Origin of the sequence: Streptomyces sp. NPDC052682 (genome assembly GCF_040678435.1) — a bacterium.
Taxonomy (GTDB): domain Bacteria; phylum Actinomycetota; class Actinomycetes; order Streptomycetales; family Streptomycetaceae; genus Streptomyces.
Genome location: NZ_JBFATS010000011.1, coordinates 83,684 through 101,066 on the forward strand (window position 1 = coordinate 83,684; position 17,383 = coordinate 101,066).

Sequence of the window (17,383 nt, forward strand, 5' to 3'; positions counted from 1 at the left end):
GGACTCACGTGAGCTCGAAACCAGTCGTACTCATCGCTGAAGAGCTGTCGCCCGCCACCGTCGACGCGCTCGGGCCGGACTTCGAGATCCGCCACTGCAACGGAGCGGACCGGGCCGAGCTGCTCCCGGCCATCGCCGACGTGGACGCGATCCTGATCCGTTCGGCCACCAAGGTCGACGCCGAGGCGATCGCCGCGGCGAACAAGCTCAAGGTCGTCGCACGAGCCGGCGTCGGCCTGGACAACGTGGACGTCTCCGCCGCCACCAAGGCCGGCGTGATGGTCGTCAACGCCCCGACCTCGAACATCGTGACCGCCGCCGAGCTCGCCTGCGGTCTGATCCTCGCCACGGCGCGCAACATCCCGCAGGCGAACGCCGCGCTGAAGAACGGCGAGTGGAAGCGCAGCAAGTACACGGGCGTCGAGCTGGCGGAGAAGACCCTGGGTGTCGTGGGTCTGGGCCGGATCGGCGCCCTCGTCGCCCAGCGCATGTCCGCCTTCGGCATGAAGGTCGTCGCCTACGACCCCTATGTGCAGCCCGCCCGGGCCGCGCAGATGGGCGTGAAGGTGCTGTCGCTGGACGAGCTGCTCGAGGTCTCCGACTTCATCACCGTCCACCTGCCCAAGACCCCCGAGACGCTCGGCCTGATCGGCGAGGAGGCGCTGCGCAAGGTCAAGCCGAGCGTGCGCATCATCAACGCCGCGCGCGGCGGCATCGTCGACGAGGAGGCGCTGTACTCCGCCCTCAAGGAGGGCCGGGTCGCCGGTGCCGGTCTCGACGTGTACGCCAAGGAGCCCTGCACGGACTCCCCGCTGTTCGAGTTCGACCAGGTCGTGTGCACCCCGCACCTCGGCGCGTCCACGGACGAGGCGCAGGAGAAGGCGGGCATCGCGGTGGCCAAGTCGGTGCGGCTCGCGCTCGCCGGTGAGCTGGTGCCGGACGCGGTGAACGTCCAGGGCGGGGTCATCGCCGAGGACGTCAAGCCGGGCCTGCCGCTCGCCGAGCGCCTCGGCCGGATCTTCACCGCGCTCGCCGGTGAGGTCGCGGTCCGCCTCGACGTCGAGGTGTACGGCGAGATCACCCAGCACGATGTGAAGGTGCTGGAGCTGTCCGCCCTCAAGGGCGTCTTCGAGGACGTCGTCGACGAGACGGTGAGCTACGTCAACGCCCCGCTGTTCGCCCAGGAGCGCGGTGTCGAGGTGCGGCTGACCACCAGCTCCGAGTCGCCCGACCACCGCAACGTGGTGACCGTGCGCGGCACCCTCGCCGACGGCGAGGAGGTCTCGGTGTCCGGCACGCTGGCCGGCCCCAAGCACCTGCAGAAGATCGTCGCGGTCGGCGACTACGACGTCGACCTGGCGCTTGCCGACCACATGGTGGTGCTCAAGTACGAGGACCGCCCGGGTGTCGTCGGCACGGTCGGCCGTATCCTCGGCGAGTCCGGGATCAACATCGCCGGCATGCAGGTCTCGCGTGCCGTGGCCGGCGGCGAGGCCCTCGCGGTGCTCACCGTCGACGACACGGTCCCGCAGAACGTGCTGTCCGAGGTCGCGGCGGAGATCGGCGCGACGTCGGCCCGGTCGGTGAACCTGGTCTGAGGCGCACAGACCCCGGGGCCGGGTGGGCGGAGGAACCTCCGCCCACCCGGCCCTTCGTCATACCAGGGCCTTGTCGGGCTGCTGTTCCCCGGCCGTCTCCCGGGCGTGGACGCGGCGCAGCGTCACCGTGGCCAGGACCGCGGCGCCCGCCAGCAACACCGACCCGGCGACCGACGCCGCGTGCATCCCGCCGGTGAACGCCTCCCGGGCCGCGGCCGCCAGGGCGTCTCCCGCGCGCCCCGGCAGCTGCCCGGCGACCCCCAGCGCGCCGCCCAGGGTCTCCCTCGCCGCGGCCGGCGCGGAGTCCGGCATCGCGTGGCGGTAGACCGCCGTGCCGACGGAGCCCAGGGCCGCCATGCTCAGGGCCCCGCCGAACTCCGTACCTGTCTCCAGCAGGGAGGAGGCCGCGCCCGCCCGCTCCGCCGGTGCGCTGCCCAGCGCCAGGTCGGCCAGCTGGGCCGTCGCGGTGACGATCCCGCAGGCCATGACGGCACACGCGGCCAGCAGCAGCCACAGCGCGTTCGTGCCGGTCAGGGCCAGCATCACATAGCCGGCGGCGGCGAGCGCGAAGCCTGCGGCCACGACGTACGCCCGAGGGGTGCCCCGCTGCACGAACCGGGTGCCGACCGGGGCGGCGAGGGCGATGGGCACCGACGGCAGCAGGCCCCACAGCGCGGCCTCCAGGGCGCTTTTGTCCAGGACCGACTGGAGGTACTGCGTGGTGAAGTAGGCCGAGCCCATCATGCCGAACGCGGCGACCAGGTTGAGGGCGACCGCGGGGCTGAACCCGGGGCGCCGGAAGAGGTCCGGGGCGACGAGCGGCGCGGCCGTGGTGCGCTGGCGGTGCACGAACAGCGCGGCGAAGAGCAGGCCGACCGTCACCGACAGCACGTACCGGACCTGCCAGCCCTGCGCGGCGATCTCCTTCAGGCCGTAGATGACGGGCAGCACGGCGGCCATGGACAGCGGCACGCTCAGCCGGTCGAAGCGCCCGGGCGCCGGGTTCCTCGACTCCGGCAGCAGCACCGGGCCGAGGACGAGCAGCAGGGCCATCGCGGGCAGGTTGACCAGGAAGACCGAGCCCCACCAGAAGTGCTCGACGAGGACGCCGCTGAGCACCGAGCCCAGCGCGATACCGGCCGTCATCACCCCGGACCACAGGCCGATCGCCTTCGCCCGCTGGGCCGGGTCGGTGAACATCGTGCGGACCAGCGCCATCGTCGACGGCATCAGGGTCGCCCCGCCGATGCCGAGCACGGCGCGGGCGGCGATCAGCGTCTCGGCGCTGCTCGCGTACGCCGCGACGAGCGAGGCCGTGCCGAAGGCGGCGGCGCCGAGCAGCAGGAGCCTGCGGCGGCCGATGCGGTCACCGAGGGAGCCCATCGTCATCAGCAGGCCGGCCAGGACGAAGCCGTAGATGTCGAAGATCCACAGCTGCTGGGTCCCGGTCGGTTCCAGGTCGGCGCTGATCGCGGGGATCGCGAAGTACAGGACGGAGACGTCCATCGAGACCAGCAGCAGCGGAAGCATCAGCACGGCCAGCGCGGTCCACTCACGGCGTCCGGCCCGCGCCGGGGGGTTCGGGTTCGGTGTCATGCCGGGGACTGTACGCACGTCTTAAACAGCTGTCTACTACGGCTGTATAAATCAGCCGTCTAGGACGCTCGTATGGGCCCGGGTAGGGTGAGGCGGCATGGGACACCGTGAGGATCTGCTCGAAGGCGCCAAGCGCTGCCTGCTCGCCAAGGGGTTCGCCCGCACGACGGCGCGCGACATCGTCAAGGAGTCGGGGACCAACCTGGCGTCGATCGGCTACCACTACGGCTCGAAGGACACCCTGCTCGCCCAGGCGTACATCGCGCTGGTCGGGGAGATGGGCGACGCCTTCCAGGGCGACGGGACCGCCGTGAGCACCACCGAACCCGGCTCGCCCGAGCGGTTCCGGGAGGTGTGGTCGAACATCATCGCCACCCTGCGCGAGCCCATGTGGCGCCTGAGCATGGAGATCCTCGTGATGGGCGACCAGCTGCCCGAGGTGCGCGACCATCTCTCCCGCGCCCAGCGCGAAGCCGGGCGGGGCCTGATCCCCCTGCTCATGGGCGGGCGGGAGGAGGACGTGCCGGACGAGGTCGCGGACACCCTCGGCGCGTTCTACGTGACCCTGATGACGGGTCTCATCGCGCAGTGGACCTTCGACGCGAAGACCGCGCCCACCGCCGACCAGCTCACCGAGGGACTGCGTCGGATGATCGAGGCCGCCACGCGGACGTGACCCGCCCGTCGCGCCTCTCGGCCACCCGGCCGGCGAAGTGCCGGACGAAGGCCCGGTCGTGGCAGACGAACGGCCAGGAGGCCGCGGCGCCGCCCCGGGGCCGGCCTCAGCCCGCCGTCAGCCGCGTCCCCTTGAGCGCCATGTGCAGCAGCAGCCGGTCCTCCCCGTCGTCCAGGTCCAGGCCCGTGAGCTTCTCGACCCGGGAGAGGCGGTAGTACAGGGTCTGGCGGTGGATGCCCAGTTCGGCGGCGGTGCGGGCGGCCTGGCCGGCGCAGTCGAGGTAGACCTCGGCGGTGCGGGCCAGTTCCCGGTGGGCGGGTGAGAGGAGGGGACGTACGGCCGGGTCCTGGGCGGCCTCCGGAGGCAGTGCGGTGAGCAGGCGGAACGGGCCGATCGACGCCCACTCGGCGACCGGGCCGAAGCGGGGTTCGGCCAGGGCGGCACGGGCCGCCGCGGAGGCCTCCCGCCAGGCCGCGCCCAGCTCGGCGAGGCCGGTGCGGGGCACGGCGACCCCGGCGGCGACACCGCCGGCGGCCGTGCTGCCGGGCGCGGCGGGCGGCCGCTCCAGCAGCCGCGCGGCCGCCGAGAGCGCCGGGCTCGGCGCGGACGCCGAGCGCAGCCGCAGCAGCAGCGCCAGGCACAGGTCCGTCGCCCCCCACGGCACCGTGCACAACGCCGTGGCCCCCGGCACCGTACGGACCGACGGGGCGTCGTCCGGGTCGGCCGAGGGCCAGGGGGCCACGCACACCACCGTGTGCAGGCCGTCGGCGCGCGGGCCGAGCGCGGTGCGCAGCTCGGCGATCGCCATGTCCCGCTGCCAGTCGCGCTCCGCCGTCAGCACGGCCCGCAGCTCCCTGCTCAGATCGGCCCCGTGCTGCGCCTCGTCCGCGAGCAGGGCGCCGATCCGGGCCGTCACCCGCATGGCGGCAGCCAGCTGTGCCTGACCCGGGCCCGGGTCGTCGTCCAGCAGCCAGACGTAGCCGAGGACGACCCCCCGATGGCGTACGGGCAGGCAGACGCGGCCCCGGTACACCCCCGCCTCCGGTGACGGCGGGATGCGGACCGGGCCGGTGGCCCGGGTGATGCCGAACCCCTCGAACCAGGCCCGCACCGCCGGTGTCGAACGGCGGGTGAGGATCGAGCGGGTGCGCACCGGGTCCAGGGCCGACGGATCGAGGTCGCCCTCGGCGTCGTACGCGCCGAAGGCGATCAGCTCGAAGTCGCGGTTCTCCAGCGTCGCCGGTGCGCCGAGTAGCTCGGAGATCTCGTCCACCAGCTCCTGGTAGTCAGCCCTGTAGTCCGACGTCACCCGGGCATTCTCCCGCATCCCGCCGCCGCCTTCATACATCTGTCTGAGATCTGCGGCACGGATGCGTGACAGCTGTCGATGGCCGACGATCGGAGGGATCCTTAGGTTTCACGGTGGTTCTCCGTGCCGTACCCGGAACGCCGGGTCACGGCCTTCTGCTGCATGTTGTGGAGGTGCCCCGTGCTGGGTCCCGTGATTCTCGCCGCGTCGCGCAGCGACCGGATGCGCCGTCTGATCTCGGCGGCCCCGGGGACCAGGCAGGTCGTCGAACGCTTCATCCCCGGCGAGACGGTCGACGAGATCCTGCCGGTCGTCCGGAACCTCACGGACCGGGGGCTGGAGCTGACGATGGACGTCGTCGGCGAGGACATCACCACCCCCGAGCAGGCCGCCGCCGCCCGCGACGCCTACCTGGAGCTCATCGACCGGCTCAAGCCGCTCGACCTCGGCATCCGCGCCGAGATGTCCGTCAAGCTGTCGATGTTCGGGCAGGCGCTGCCCGGCGGCCACGAGCTGGCCCTCGCCAACGTCCGCCCGGTCGTCGAGGCCGCCGCGGACATCGGCACCACGGTCACGCTGGACGCGGAGGACCACACCACCCTCGACTCGATGTTCGCCATCCACGAGGAGCTGCGGAAGGACTTCCCGCAGACCGGCTGCGTGATCCAGGCGTACCTGTTCCGCACCGAGGCCGACGCGGTACGCCTCGCCGCGAGCGGCAGCCGCGTCCGGCTGGTCAAGGGCGCCTACAAGGAGCCGGCGTCCGTGGCGCACCAGGACAAGCACGAGATCGACAAGGCGTACGTCCGGGTCCTGCGCACGCTGATGGGCGGCGAGGGCTACCCGATGATCGGGTCCCACGACCCCCGCCTCATCGCCGTCGCCCAGGAACTCGCCCACCGCGCCGGGCGCAAGCCGGACGAGTACGAGTTCCAGATGCTGTACGGGATCCGCAGCGAGGAGCAGGCGCGGCTGGCCGCCGAGGGCTACCGCGTACGCGTCTACACCGCGTACGGCACCGACTGGTACGGCTACTTCATGCGGCGGCTCGCGGAGAAGCCGGCGAACCTGCGGTTCTTCGTGCGGAGCATGATCACCAAGGGCTGAGACCGAACCACCGCTCACCTCAAGGAGTTACGGAAACCATGGACGCTGTGACCCAGGTCCCCACCCCCGTCAACGAGCCGGTGCACGGCTACGCCCCCGGCTCGCCCGAGCGCGCCCGGCTGGAGACGAAGCTGAAGGAGCTGGCCGACAACCCGGTCGACCTGCCCTGCACGATCGGCGGCGAGAAGCGGATGGGCGGCGGTGAGGCCTTCCAGGTCGTCCAGCCGCACAACCACCGGGCCGTCCTCGGCACCTACCGCAACGCCACCCAGCAGGACGCCAGGGACGCCATCGACGCGGCCCTGGCCGCCGCGCCGGCCTGGCGCTCGATGTCCTTCGACGACCGCGCGGCGATCTTCCTGCGCGCGGCCGAGCTGCTGGCCGGCCCGTGGCGCGAGACGCTCGCCGCCTCCACCATGCTCGGCCAGTCCAAGACCGCCCAGCAGGCCGAGATCGACACGCCCTGCGAGCTGGTCGACTTCTGGCGCTTCAACGTCCACTACGCCCGCCAGATCCTGGCCGAGCAGCCGCCGGCCAACTCCCCGGGCGTGTGGAACCGCCTGGACCACCGCCCGCTGGAGGGCTTCGTCTACGCGATCACGCCCTTCAACTTCACCGCGATCGCGGGCAACCTGCCCACCGCCCCCGCCCTGATGGGCAACGTGGTGGTCTGGAAGCCGTCCCCGACCCAGACCCACGCGGCCGTGCTGCTCATGCAGCTGCTGGAGGAGGCCGGTCTGCCCAAGGGCGTCATCAACCTCCTCACCGGCGACGGCATCGCGGTCTCCGAGGTCGCCCTGGAGCACCGCGACCTCGCCGGCATCCACTTCACCGGCTCGACCAGGACGTTCCAGTACCTGTGGAAGACGGTCGGCGCCAACATCGAGAAGTACCGCTCCTACCCGCGTCTGGTCGGCGAGACCGGCGGCAAGGACTTCGTGGTCGCCCACCCGTCGGCCGACCGCGCGGTGCTCAAGACCGCCCTGACCCGGGGCGCGTTCGAGTACCAGGGCCAGAAGTGCAGCGCCACCTCCCGCGCCTACATCCCGGCCTCCCTCTGGAACTCCGGCTTCAAGGAGGAGTTCGCCGCCGAGGTCGACGGCATCAAGATGGGCGACGTCACCGACCTGTCCAACTTCATCGGCGCCGTCATCGACGAGCGTGCCTTCGCCAAGAGCAAGGCCGCGATCGACCGCGCCAAGGAGGACCCGGCCTGCACGATCGTGGCGGGCGGCACCTACGACGACTCGGCCGGCTGGTTCGTCCGCCCGACCGTCATCGAGTGCACCGACCCGGAGAACGAGGTGTTCCGCACCGAGTACTTCGGCCCGATCCTCGCGGTGTACGTCTACGAGGACGAGAAGTACGACGAGATGCTGACCCAGATGGAGTCGGTGTCCGACTACGCGCTGACCGGCTCGGTCATCGCCAACGATCGCGCGGCGGCGGCCTACACGGCCCAGAAGCTGCGGTACGCGGCCGGCAACTTCTACATCAACGACAAGTCGACCGGCGCCGTGGTCGGCCAGCAGCCCTTCGGCGGCGGCCGCGCCTCCGGCACCAACGACAAGGCCGGCGCCCCGCAGAACCTGCTGCGCTGGACCCTGACCCGGGCCATCAAGGAAACCCTGGTCCCGCCGACCGACTACACGTACCCGCACATGGGCTGAGCCCCCCCCGGCACACCGAACGGGCCAGGCCGCACCGGCCTGGCCCGTTCGCTGTGTCACCCACCCGCCGGCGCGCTCCCCGGTCCCGGCCCCTTCCGTCGTGCTCGCATACTGGGCCGATGACCACCCGCCTGCGCACGGCCCACACCGCCGACCTCACCCCGGCGGACTCCGATCCGTCCGAGGCCTGTTGGACGACGTCTTCGACGCCGACTTCTCCGACGACGACTGGGACCACGCCCTGGGCGGCGTGCACGCCCTGGTGCACGACGAGCACGGGCTCGCCGCGCACGGGGCGGTGGTCATGCGCCGGGTCCGGTACGGCCGGCGCTGGCTGCGGATCGGATACGTCGAGGCGGTCGGCGTCCGCCGCGACGTACGGCGCACCGGTCTCGGCGGCCGGGTGATGGAGGCCCTGGAAGGGGTCATCACCCGCGCCTACGCCTTCGGGGCGCTCTCCGCGAGCGACGAGGGAGCCCGGCTCTACGAGGCCCGGGGCTGGCAGGCGTGGGGCGGACGGATCTGCGCGCTCGGCCCGGACGGTGTGGTGCGGCTGCCCGAGGAGGAGGGCTCCACGTACCTGTGGCCCGGGCCCGCCGGCCTCGCGGACCCCGACGCCGAGCTGGTCTTCGACTGGCGGGACGGGGACGTGCTCTAGGGGCGTGAGGGACCCCGCCGTCTCAGATAGTAGGAAGTCCGAGTAATTGTGGAGACAGGCGCCCCGGCCTGCCTTACGTTTGTAGGAGCCGAACGTCTCGCTCGACCCAGCGAAGGGCGGTCGTGAGCCGGGCCCCGCGCAGGCAACCCCTGCGGCCCCGCCCCCGCCCATCCGGCGTCTCGTACCCCCTCTTATCCGTACTCCCGCGTTGCCTGAAGGAGTCGATGCCCCATGGCCGAGACGACCGCCCGCCGCCGAGTCCGCCGCGTCTCCCGCATGAGCGAGTCCGACCGCAAGAACGCCGCCGCCGCGCTGCAGCGCGCCCTCGACCGCCGGGACAACGGCGGTTCGACCGGGCACTGAGCCGCGCGACCGGCACCGGCAAGCACCCGGGAGCCGCACCCGCACTGCGAGGTGCGGCACGGCCTCACCCGCCGCGCCGCACCTCGAAGTGGTCGATCCGCTCGCCGCTCTGCGCCAGCGCCGAGACCTTCAGCCGCGCGGCCGCACCGCTGACCGCCTCCACCACGAGGAACGAAAAGCCCCGGTAGCGCACCCGGGACCACTCCACCACCTCCTGCCTGGCCAGGCGTGACCTCGTCCACCGGAAGGCCGCCACCGGCTCGCGGTCGGCGACGTTCCCCTCGTAGCTCTCCTTCACGCCCGCCGGGAAGCCGTACAGGTCCTTGCCGCCACCGCCCGCGGTGACGTACACGATCCCGTCCCTGCGGGGGTCCGTGGAGCCGCCGACCGGCACGGGCCTGCCGACCTCCCCGTCCCGGATGGCGTCGGTGCGCTCGTACACGTGGTTGTGCCCGTTGACCACCAGGTCCACCTGGTGCTTGGCGAACAGCGGCAGCCACTCGGCGCGCACCCCGCCGTCCGAGCCGTGCGTGGACGTCGAGTACGCGCAGTGGTGGAAGAACACCACCACGAAGTCGATGTCCGCCTCCGCCCTCAGCTCGCCGAGCGTGCGGTCCAGCCAGCGCGTCTGCCGGCCGTCCGTGTAGCCGAGGTTGGCGGGGATCTCGTACGACACGTCGTTGGCGTCCAGCGCGACCACGCCGACGTTGCCGTACCGGAACGCGTACACCCCGGGTGCCGTGCGCGGGTCGAAGCCGTTGTCCGGCAGGAAGAAACGGGCGGCCTGGCCGCCGTAGCCGTCGGGGGAGTACCAGGCCTCCATGTCGTGGTTGCCGGTCGTCACCATCCACGGCACCGACCGCGCCACCGGCTCGGTCTGCTTCAGGAACAGATCCCACTGGGTCGCGTCGAAGGCGTCCGACTCCTGGCCCCGGCCGGTCGGGTCCGCGTAACAGATGTCGCCGGCGTGCAGGTGGAAGGCCGGGTTCTGGCGCAGCAGCACCGGGTTGTTGGCCGCCGCGTCCCTGCCGACGCCCTGGTCGCCGAAGGCGGTGAACACGAACCGCTCCGGCGGGCTCGCGGGTGCCGTGCGGAAGGAGTGGATGGTCCGCCGGTGCCGCGGCGCGGCCGGGTCGAAACCCTCGTGGCCGACGCCGTAGTAGTACGTCGTGCCCGGGCGCAGTCCGTCCAGGGCCGCGTGCAGGTAGTACTGCTCGACCGCCGCCCGTACGCCCTTCAGCTCGGGGGTGTGCAGGTCACGCAGCTCCGCCTCCACCTTGCGGCCCAGGTCGTCGGGGCGCAGGCCGACGCGGACGTAGGGCTTGCGCACCGCCAGCGGCACCTGCCAGGAGATCCGCATCTGGGTCTTCGGGTCGGCGCCGAAGGCCAGGTGACGGCCGAAGGGCGTGACGAAGGCGCCCGGGACCCGGGAGACGGCCGGCGCCGGATGCCCGGCCGTCGCGGCGCCCGGACCGGAGGAGGAACAGCCGGTCAGCAGGCCGCCCGCCACCGCGCCCGCCGTCACCAGCGTGCGGCGCCGGGACAGCCGGGTGCGCAGGTACTCGTGCTGCTCCGCCATGCTCATCCGCTGCGCGAGCCGGGGCGGGATGCCGAAGTCGGGGATCTCCATGACCTGAGAACTTCCCAGCCGACGCCGACTCCCGCCCGACAGGCGGGTGAACGGCAGCCGACGGACCGGCGAGGGCGTCCGGATGGCGGACACGCCGTGTCATGTCCTGGGACGAGGAGTAGGGTGCCCGCATGTCTCGCAGCCTCAATCTCGCAGTGATCCCCGGTGACGGAATCGGCCAGGAGGTCGTGGCCGAAGGTCTCAAGGTCCTCTCCGCCGTCCTTCCGCAGGATGTGAAGCTGGAGACCAAGGAGTACGACTTCGGCGCCCGGCGCTACCACGCCACCGGTGAGACGCTCACCGACGCCGACCTCGACGCCCTGAAGCAGCACGACGCCATCCTGCTCGGCGCCATCGGCGACCCCTCGGTCCCCTCCGGCGTCCTGGAGCGGGGCTTCCTGCTCAAGCTGCGCTTCGCCTTCGACCACCACGTCAACCTGCGGCCGTCCAAGCTGCTCCCGGGGGTGGCCACCCCGCTGGCCGGCCAGCCGGAGATCGACTTCATCGTGGTCCGCGAGGGCACCGAGGGCCCGTACACCGGCAACGGCGGAACGATCCGCAAGGGCACCCCGCACGAGGTCGCCACCGAGGTCTCCGTCAACACGGCCTTCGGTGTCGAGCGGGTGGTCCGGGACGCCTTCGCCCGTGCCCAGGCGCGGCCGCGCAAGAAGCTCGCGCTGATCCACAAGAACAACGTGCTGACCTTCGCCGGTCACCTGTGGACGAACATCTTCAACAAGGTGGCCGAGGAGTACCCCGAGGTCACCACCGAGTACATGCACGTCGACGCGGCGACCATCTACCTGGTCACGCAGCCCGAGCGGTTCGACGTGATCGTCACCGACAACCTCTTCGGCGACATCATCACCGACCTCGCCGCGGCTGTCTCCGGCGGCATCGGCGTCGCGGCGAGCGGCAACATCAACCCCTCCGGCGAGTACCCCTCCATGTTCGAGCCCGTCCACGGCTCGGCCCCGGACATCGCCGGCCAGGGCAAGGCCGACCCCACCGCCACGGTCCTCTCGGTCGCCCTGCTGCTGCGCCACCTCGGCTACGAGGCCGAGGCCGCCCGCATCGAGGAGGCGGTCGCCGCCGACCTCGCCGAGCGTGGCGGCCGGCCCGCCCGCAGCACCTCCGAGATCGGTGACGCGCTGGCCGGGCGCGTAACCGGCTGATCCGGCCGGTCGCCGCGCGAAAGCCGCCGGGTCATCGAGCGCCCGGCGGCTTCCCCATGTCCGCGCCGGGTGCCACCATCAACGCTCCGGACCGCGTTCACGCCGATTTCTTCCGCGGACTCCGCTTGCGATAATCGAACGCGGAGCCGCCGCATGAGGGAATGCTCGGACGTCCTAGCACTGGGCACCGGCCGTACGGGCGTGAGCGCGGCCCGTCACTACAACCGGTACCGCATATTCCGGGGGACAGCCCCCGGCCCCCCGGCCGAACCACGGGCGTTGCCCGGCCGTTCGCCAGGAAGCGAAGGACATCACTGATGACGACGCCCACGATCGAGCTCAAGCCCTCCGCCAGCCCGCTCGCCGACGCCGAGCGCGAGGCGATCCTGGCCAACCCCGGGTTCGGCCGCCACTTCACCGACCACATGGTGACGATCAAGTGGACCGAGGGCCGGGGCTGGCACGACGGCCAGCTCGTCCCGTACGCGCCGATCTCCCTCGACCCGGCCACCACCGTCCTGCACTACGCGCAGGAGATCTTCGAGGGCCTGAAGGCCTACCGTCAGCCCGACGGCTCGGTGGCGACCTTCCGTCCGGAGAAGAACGCCGAGCGTTTCCAGAAGTCCGCGCGCCGCCTGGCGATGCCCGAGCTGCCGGTGGAGACGTTCATCGAGGCGTGCGACGCGCTGGTGAGGCAGGACAAGGCGTGGGTGCCGGCGCACGGCGGCGAGGAGTCCCTCTACCTGCGCCCGTTCATGATCGCCACCGAGGTCGGTCTGGGCGTGAAGCCCGCCAACGAGTACCTGTTCCTGGTCATCGCCTCCCCGGCCGGCGCGTACTTCCCCGGCGGGGTGAAGCCGGTCTCGATCTGGGTCTCCGAGGACCGCGTCCGCGCCGTCCCCGGCGGTATGGGCGACGCCAAGACCGGCGGCAACTACGCCGCCTCCCTGCTCGCCCAGGCCGAGGCGGCCGCCAAGGGCTGCGACCAGGTCTGCTACCTGGACGCCGTGGAGCACACCTGGGTCGAGGAACTCGGCGGCATGAACCTGTACTTCGTGTACGGCGACAGGATCGTCACCCCCTCCCTGACGGGCTCGATCCTGGAGGGCGTCACCCGTGACTCCCTGCTGACCGTCGCCCGCGACCTCGGCTACGAGGCCGAGGAGGGCCGTATCTCCGTCGACCAGTGGCAGCGCGACTCGCAGAACGGCACCCTCACCGAGGTCTTCGCCTGCGGTACGGCGGCCGTCATCACGCCGGTCGGCACCGTCAAGCGGGCCGGGGCGGAGTGGCGGCAGGGCGGGGGTGAGCCCGGCGAGGTCACGCTGAGGCTCCGCCAGGCCCTGCTGGACATCCAGCGCGGCACGGCCGAGGACAAGCACGGCTGGATGCACCCGCTCGGCTAGCCCGCCCCGCCGACGCCCAGGGCCGCCCCGGACCCGGTTCCGCGGCGGCCCTGCCGCGTTCCCGGACGGACCGCGTCCCTGGACGGGGCGCCGGGCCGGCCCTCGCGGACTTCTCCCCGTGGCCCCTCGTCCGGTTGCCTCACACCACACGGGTGTCCCGGGCGACGGCTGCGCTGCTCGCCCTCACAGCGGCCGCGGTCCCGAGCGCCGCCGCGGCCCCCACCGCTCCCGACGCCCCGGCCGGGACCACCCGTGTCAGCATCGCGGCCGACGGCGGCCACGTCGCCTTCCGCTCCGCCGCCCCATCAGGACCGGGTACGTCCGCGATCTGCCCACCGACCGCCTCCACCGCCGCCCGGGCAGCGAGAGCGCCACCGCGGCCCCCACCGCTCCCGACGCCCCGGCCGGGACAACCCGTGTAGCACCGCGGCCGACGGCGGCCAACTGACGGCCGCCCCCGGCGCCACCGTCTCCGCCGACGGCCGCCACGTCGCGTTCCGCTCCGCCGCCCCCGGGGCCGGGTACGTCCGCGATCTGCCCACCGACCGCCTCCACCGCCGCCCCGGCAGCGTGAGCGCCGCCGACCCGGGCCCGCCCCGCGTCCTGCTGGCGGGAGCGGCGGCCCGGCCCTGCTGGCCCCGCGCACCGGCCGACGCACGCCGTGGCCGCGTCGCGGGTCGCCCGCCCGGGCGTGCTCACCCGCCAGGGGCGCCAGAAGGCCGCCGGACGGTCGTGATCACACGGTGACCGCATCCTGAGACGGACGGTGAGCACCGGGGCGGGGTGTGCCAGACTGCCTCCGTGCTCTCGTTCGCCACGATTATTGGCAGCAGGCGCGCCGGTCCGCAGTGACCGCACGTACGACCACGTACGGGCGGACACCGTCGTCCTCGACCCGCGCGCAGACCTCTCGCACCCGCGAGGGGTTTTTCTGTTTCCTGGCCCACCAGCAGCCGGGAGGCGAGCGCGAGGGACCATGGGGGGACGGTGGAACCGGTTATTCCGGTAGACCGAGATCCGATACAGGAGCCTTCAGACCATGACGGAAACCAGCGAGCTCGACGACTCGTTCCACGTCTTCGACACCACCCTGCGTGACGGCGCCCAGCGTGAGGGCATCAACCTCACGGTCGCGGACAAGCTGGCCATCGCACGGCACCTGGACGACTTCGGCGTGGGCTTCATCGAGGGCGGCTGGCCGGGCGCCAACCCCCGGGACACCGAGTTCTTCGCCCGCGCCCAGAAGGAGATCGAGTTCCGGCACGCGCAGCTGGTGGCCTTCGGCGCCACGCGCCGGGCGGGCGGGAAGGCCTGTGAAGACCCCCAGGTCAGGGCTCTGCTCGAGTCGGGCGCCCCAGTCGTCACCCTGGTCGCCAAGTCCCACGACCGGCACGTCGAGCTGGCCCTGCGCACCACGCTCGAGGAGAACCTCGAGATGGTCCGCGACACCGTCTCCCACCTGCGCTCCGAGGGACGCCGCGTCTTCGTCGACTGCGAGCACTTCTTCGACGGCTACCGCGCCAACCCCGAGTACGCCAAGGCCGTCGTCCGGACGGCGGCCCAGGCCGGTGCGGACGTGGTCATCCTCTGCGACACCAACGGCGGCATGCTCCCCGCCCAGATCCACGCGGTGGTCTCCACCGTCCTCGCGGACACCGGCGCCCGGCTCGGCATCCACGCCCAGGACGACACCGGCTGCGCGGTCGCCAACACCCTCGCCGCCGTCGACGCCGGGGCGACCCACGTCCAGTGCACGGCGAACGGCTACGGCGAGCGGGTCGGCAACGCCAACCTGTTCCCCGTCGTGGCGGCCCTGGAGCTGAAGTACGGCAAGAAGGTCCTGCCCGAGGGCCGGCTGCGGGAGATGACCCGCATCTCGCACGCCATCGCCGAGGTCGTCAACCTCACCCCCTCCACCCACCAGCCCTACGTCGGCGTCTCCGCCTTCGCCCACAAGGCCGGCCTGCACGCCTCCGCCATCAAGGTCGACCCGGACCTGTACCAGCACATCGACCCCGAGCTGGTCGGCAACACCATGCGGATGCTGGTCTCCGACATGGCGGGCCGCGCCTCGGTCGAGCTCAAGGGCAAGGAACTGGGCATCGACCTCGGCGGCGACCGGGAGCTGGTGGGCCGGGTCGTGGAGCGCGTGAAGGAGCGCGAGCTCAAGGGCTACACGTACGAGGCCGCCGACGCGAGCTTCGAGCTGCTGCTGCGCGCCGAGGTGCAGGGCAGGCCGCTGCGCTACTTCGAGGTCGAGTCCTGGCGCGCCATCGTCGAGGACCGCCCCGACGGCACCCACGCCAACGAGGCCACCGTCAAACTGTGGGCCAAGGGCGAGCGCATCGTCGCCACCGCCGAGGGCAACGGCCCGGTCAACGCCCTGGACCGCGCCCTGCGCGTGGGCCTGGAGAAGATCTACCCGCAGCTCGCCAAGCTGGACCTCGTCGACTACAAGGTCCGGATCCTCGAGGGCGTGCACGGCACCCAGTCCACGACCCGCGTGCTGATCTCCACCAGCGACGGCGCGGGCGAGTGGTCCACGGTGGGCGTCGCCGACAACGTCATCGCCGCGTCCTGGCAGGCGCTGGAGGACGCGTACACGTACGGGCTGCTGCGCGCGGGGGTGGCTCCGGCGGAGTGAGGGCAGCCGGCCCGACCGGCGGGGTTGCGGGCAGGCTGCTGAGGCAGGGCACCAGAGGGCCTGAATATCCGCGCCTTCCGGCATGCCCTATTTGAGGAGGCTTCGGGTAGCTTCGAACATATGAAGCCCGTCCTGTGCACCCGAAGCCTGCTCGGGCTGCTGGCGGCCCTGGCCCTGGCCGCGCTGGCAGTCCTGTCGACGGGCGCCCCGAGCGCCTCAGCCGCCACCGACCTGTCCCGGATCGGCGCGGCGCTGCGCGAGAGCCCCGTCTACGTGGACCCGGCTGCCTCCGGCCAGCTGTCGCAGACGGACGCCGAGGCGCTCGCCGACAAGATCGAGGACGCGGACAAGCCCGTCTTCATCGCGGTCCTGCCGGCCGACTATCCGACGCAGAACCTGCTGCGCAACGTGCGCACCGAAACCGGTGTCACCGGGCTGTACGGCATCCGCGTCGGCGACCGCTTCAACGCGGGCGCCGACAGCAGCGTGCTGAGCCGCCAGGCGGTGTCCAACCTGGTTACGGCCGTGCAGGGCGCGGGCGACGCCAAGGCCCAGCTCAACGACTTCGTCGACGACGCCCTGCGCAACGTCGGCGGCTCCGCGCCGAGCAGCTGGAGCGAGACAGGCTCCGGCGGTGTCCCGACGGGCACGCTGATCACCACCGGCGCGGTGCTGGCGGCCGGCGGCGCCGGCGCGTACGCCCTGGTGCGGCGCAACCGGCGCCGCCACGAGGCCGAGCAGCGGGCGGCTCTGGAGAAACTGCGGGTGGTGGTCGACGAGGACATCACCGCCTTCGGCGAGGAGCTGGACCGCCTCGACTTCCACCCCGGCGAGCCAGGCGCCGACGACGCGATGCGCGCGGACTACGAGCGTGCCCTCGACGCCTACGAACAGGCGAAGACCCGCATGGCCGCCGCCCGCAGGCCCGAGGACGTCAAGTCCGTCACCGAGGCCGTGGAGGACGGCCGCTTCGCCCTCGCCTCGCTGGCCGCCCGGCGGGAGGGGCGCCCGCTGCCCGAGCGCCGCCCGCCCTGCTTCTTCGACCCGCGCCACGGCCCCTCCGTCACCGACGCCACCTGGACCCCGCCGGGCGGCGCCACCCGCGAGGTGCCGGTGTGCGCCGCCGACGCCACCCGCCTGGCCGACGGCCGCGACCCGGTGATCCGCGAGGTCGACACCGAGTACGGCCGCCGCCCCTACTGGGACGCGGGCCCGGCCTACGGCCCCTGGGCCGGCGGCTACTTCGGCGGCGGCATGCTGCCCGGCCTCCTCGTCGGCACCCTGCTCGGCAGCATGATGGCCACCCCGTCGTACGCGGTCGACTACGGCGCCGACTACGGCGACTTCGGCGACGCCGGCGGCTACGAGGGCGGCGACGTCTCCGGGGCGGACTTCGACACCGGCGACTTCGGGGGCGGCTTCGACGGAGGCGGCTTCGGCGGCGGAGGCGACTTCGGCGGGGGCGGGGACTTCGGCGGCGGCTTCTGAGGCCGGTGCCGCGCCGGTGCGGCGCGCATCCGCCCGGGCGTGCCGGGCATGATCGCGCGGGCC

The 17,383-nt window shown here is 72.5% G+C and carries 12 protein-coding genes and 1 pseudogene; 10 read left to right on the top strand and 3 right to left on the bottom strand.

Going from position 1 to position 17,383, the window contains the following annotated elements; translation table 11 throughout:
• Positions 1-8 precede the first annotated feature (8 nt).
• On the top strand, positions 9-1,598 hold the full coding sequence (gene serA / locus AB0K80_RS18940; RefSeq protein ID WP_365670992.1) for a phosphoglycerate dehydrogenase: 1,590 nt from the start codon (positions 9-11) through the stop codon (positions 1,596-1,598).
• Between the two features lie 57 nt (positions 1,599-1,655).
• Here the strand turns inward: serA and AB0K80_RS18945 are convergent, their stop codons facing one another.
• On the bottom strand, positions 1,656-3,194 hold the full coding sequence (locus AB0K80_RS18945; RefSeq protein ID WP_365670994.1) for an MFS transporter: 1,539 nt from the start codon (positions 3,192-3,194) through the stop codon (positions 1,656-1,658).
• A 97-nt stretch (positions 3,195-3,291) separates the two neighbouring features.
• Here AB0K80_RS18945 and AB0K80_RS18950 point away from each other — a divergent pair, with 97 nt between their 5' ends.
• Positions 3,292-3,870 carry a TetR/AcrR family transcriptional regulator gene (locus AB0K80_RS18950; protein ID WP_365670996.1) on the top strand — a complete coding sequence of 193 codons (579 nt, stop codon included), beginning with the start codon at positions 3,292-3,294 and terminating at the stop codon, positions 3,868-3,870.
• Positions 3,871-3,976: 106 nt separating this feature from the next.
• Here AB0K80_RS18950 and AB0K80_RS18955 read toward each other — a convergent pair whose 3' ends face one another.
• Entirely contained in the window at positions 3,977-5,197 is a 1,221-nt protein-coding gene (locus tag AB0K80_RS18955) for a helix-turn-helix domain-containing protein (RefSeq protein ID WP_365670998.1), read from the bottom strand.
• 162 nt (positions 5,198-5,359) lie between these two features.
• On the opposite strand from AB0K80_RS18955, the gene AB0K80_RS18960 reads away from it, so the two are divergent.
• The 4 genes and pseudogenes from AB0K80_RS18960 (at position 5,360) to AB0K80_RS18975 (ending at position 8,977) form a co-directional block, all read left to right on the top strand.
• A complete protein-coding gene (locus tag AB0K80_RS18960) occupies positions 5,360-6,286 on the top strand; it encodes a proline dehydrogenase family protein (RefSeq protein WP_365671000.1) in 927 nt (308 codons plus the stop codon).
• A gap of 38 nt (positions 6,287-6,324) precedes the next feature.
• Entirely contained in the window at positions 6,325-7,956 is a 1,632-nt protein-coding gene (pruA, locus tag AB0K80_RS18965; protein ID WP_365671001.1) for an L-glutamate gamma-semialdehyde dehydrogenase, read from the top strand.
• Between the two features lie 119 nt (positions 7,957-8,075).
• A pseudogene (locus AB0K80_RS18970) lies at positions 8,076-8,614 on the top strand (aminoglycoside 2'-N-acetyltransferase).
• A gap of 231 nt (positions 8,615-8,845) precedes the next feature.
• Complete coding sequence (locus AB0K80_RS18975; protein WP_365671003.1) at positions 8,846-8,977, top strand: hypothetical protein; 132 nt, start codon at positions 8,846-8,848, stop codon at positions 8,975-8,977.
• 64 nt (positions 8,978-9,041) lie between these two features.
• Here AB0K80_RS18975 and AB0K80_RS18980 read toward each other — a convergent pair whose 3' ends face one another.
• A complete protein-coding gene (locus tag AB0K80_RS18980; protein ID WP_365671005.1) occupies positions 9,042-10,607 on the bottom strand; it encodes a metallophosphoesterase family protein in 1,566 nt (521 codons plus the stop codon).
• Positions 10,608-10,738: 131 nt separating this feature from the next.
• Between AB0K80_RS18980 and AB0K80_RS18985 the strand changes: the two genes are divergently transcribed.
• From AB0K80_RS18985 to AB0K80_RS19000, 4 genes are all read left to right on the top strand, one after another.
• The gene (locus tag AB0K80_RS18985) at positions 10,739-11,782 is read left to right on the top strand and encodes a 3-isopropylmalate dehydrogenase (protein ID WP_365671006.1); all 1,044 of its coding nucleotides are present in this window, start codon (positions 10,739-10,741) and stop codon (positions 11,780-11,782) included.
• Between the two features lie 317 nt (positions 11,783-12,099).
• On the top strand, positions 12,100-13,188 hold the full coding sequence (locus AB0K80_RS18990) for a branched-chain amino acid aminotransferase (protein WP_365671009.1): 1,089 nt from the start codon (positions 12,100-12,102) through the stop codon (positions 13,186-13,188).
• A 1,039-nt stretch (positions 13,189-14,227) separates the two neighbouring features.
• Positions 14,228-15,832: a citramalate synthase gene (cimA, locus tag AB0K80_RS18995; RefSeq protein ID WP_365671012.1), complete on the top strand. Its 1,605-nt coding sequence runs from the start codon at positions 14,228-14,230 to the stop codon at positions 15,830-15,832.
• Between the two features lie 120 nt (positions 15,833-15,952).
• The gene (locus tag AB0K80_RS19000; protein WP_365671014.1) at positions 15,953-17,320 is read left to right on the top strand and encodes a hypothetical protein; all 1,368 of its coding nucleotides are present in this window, start codon (positions 15,953-15,955) and stop codon (positions 17,318-17,320) included.
• The last annotated feature ends 63 nt before the right edge of the window (positions 17,321-17,383 follow it).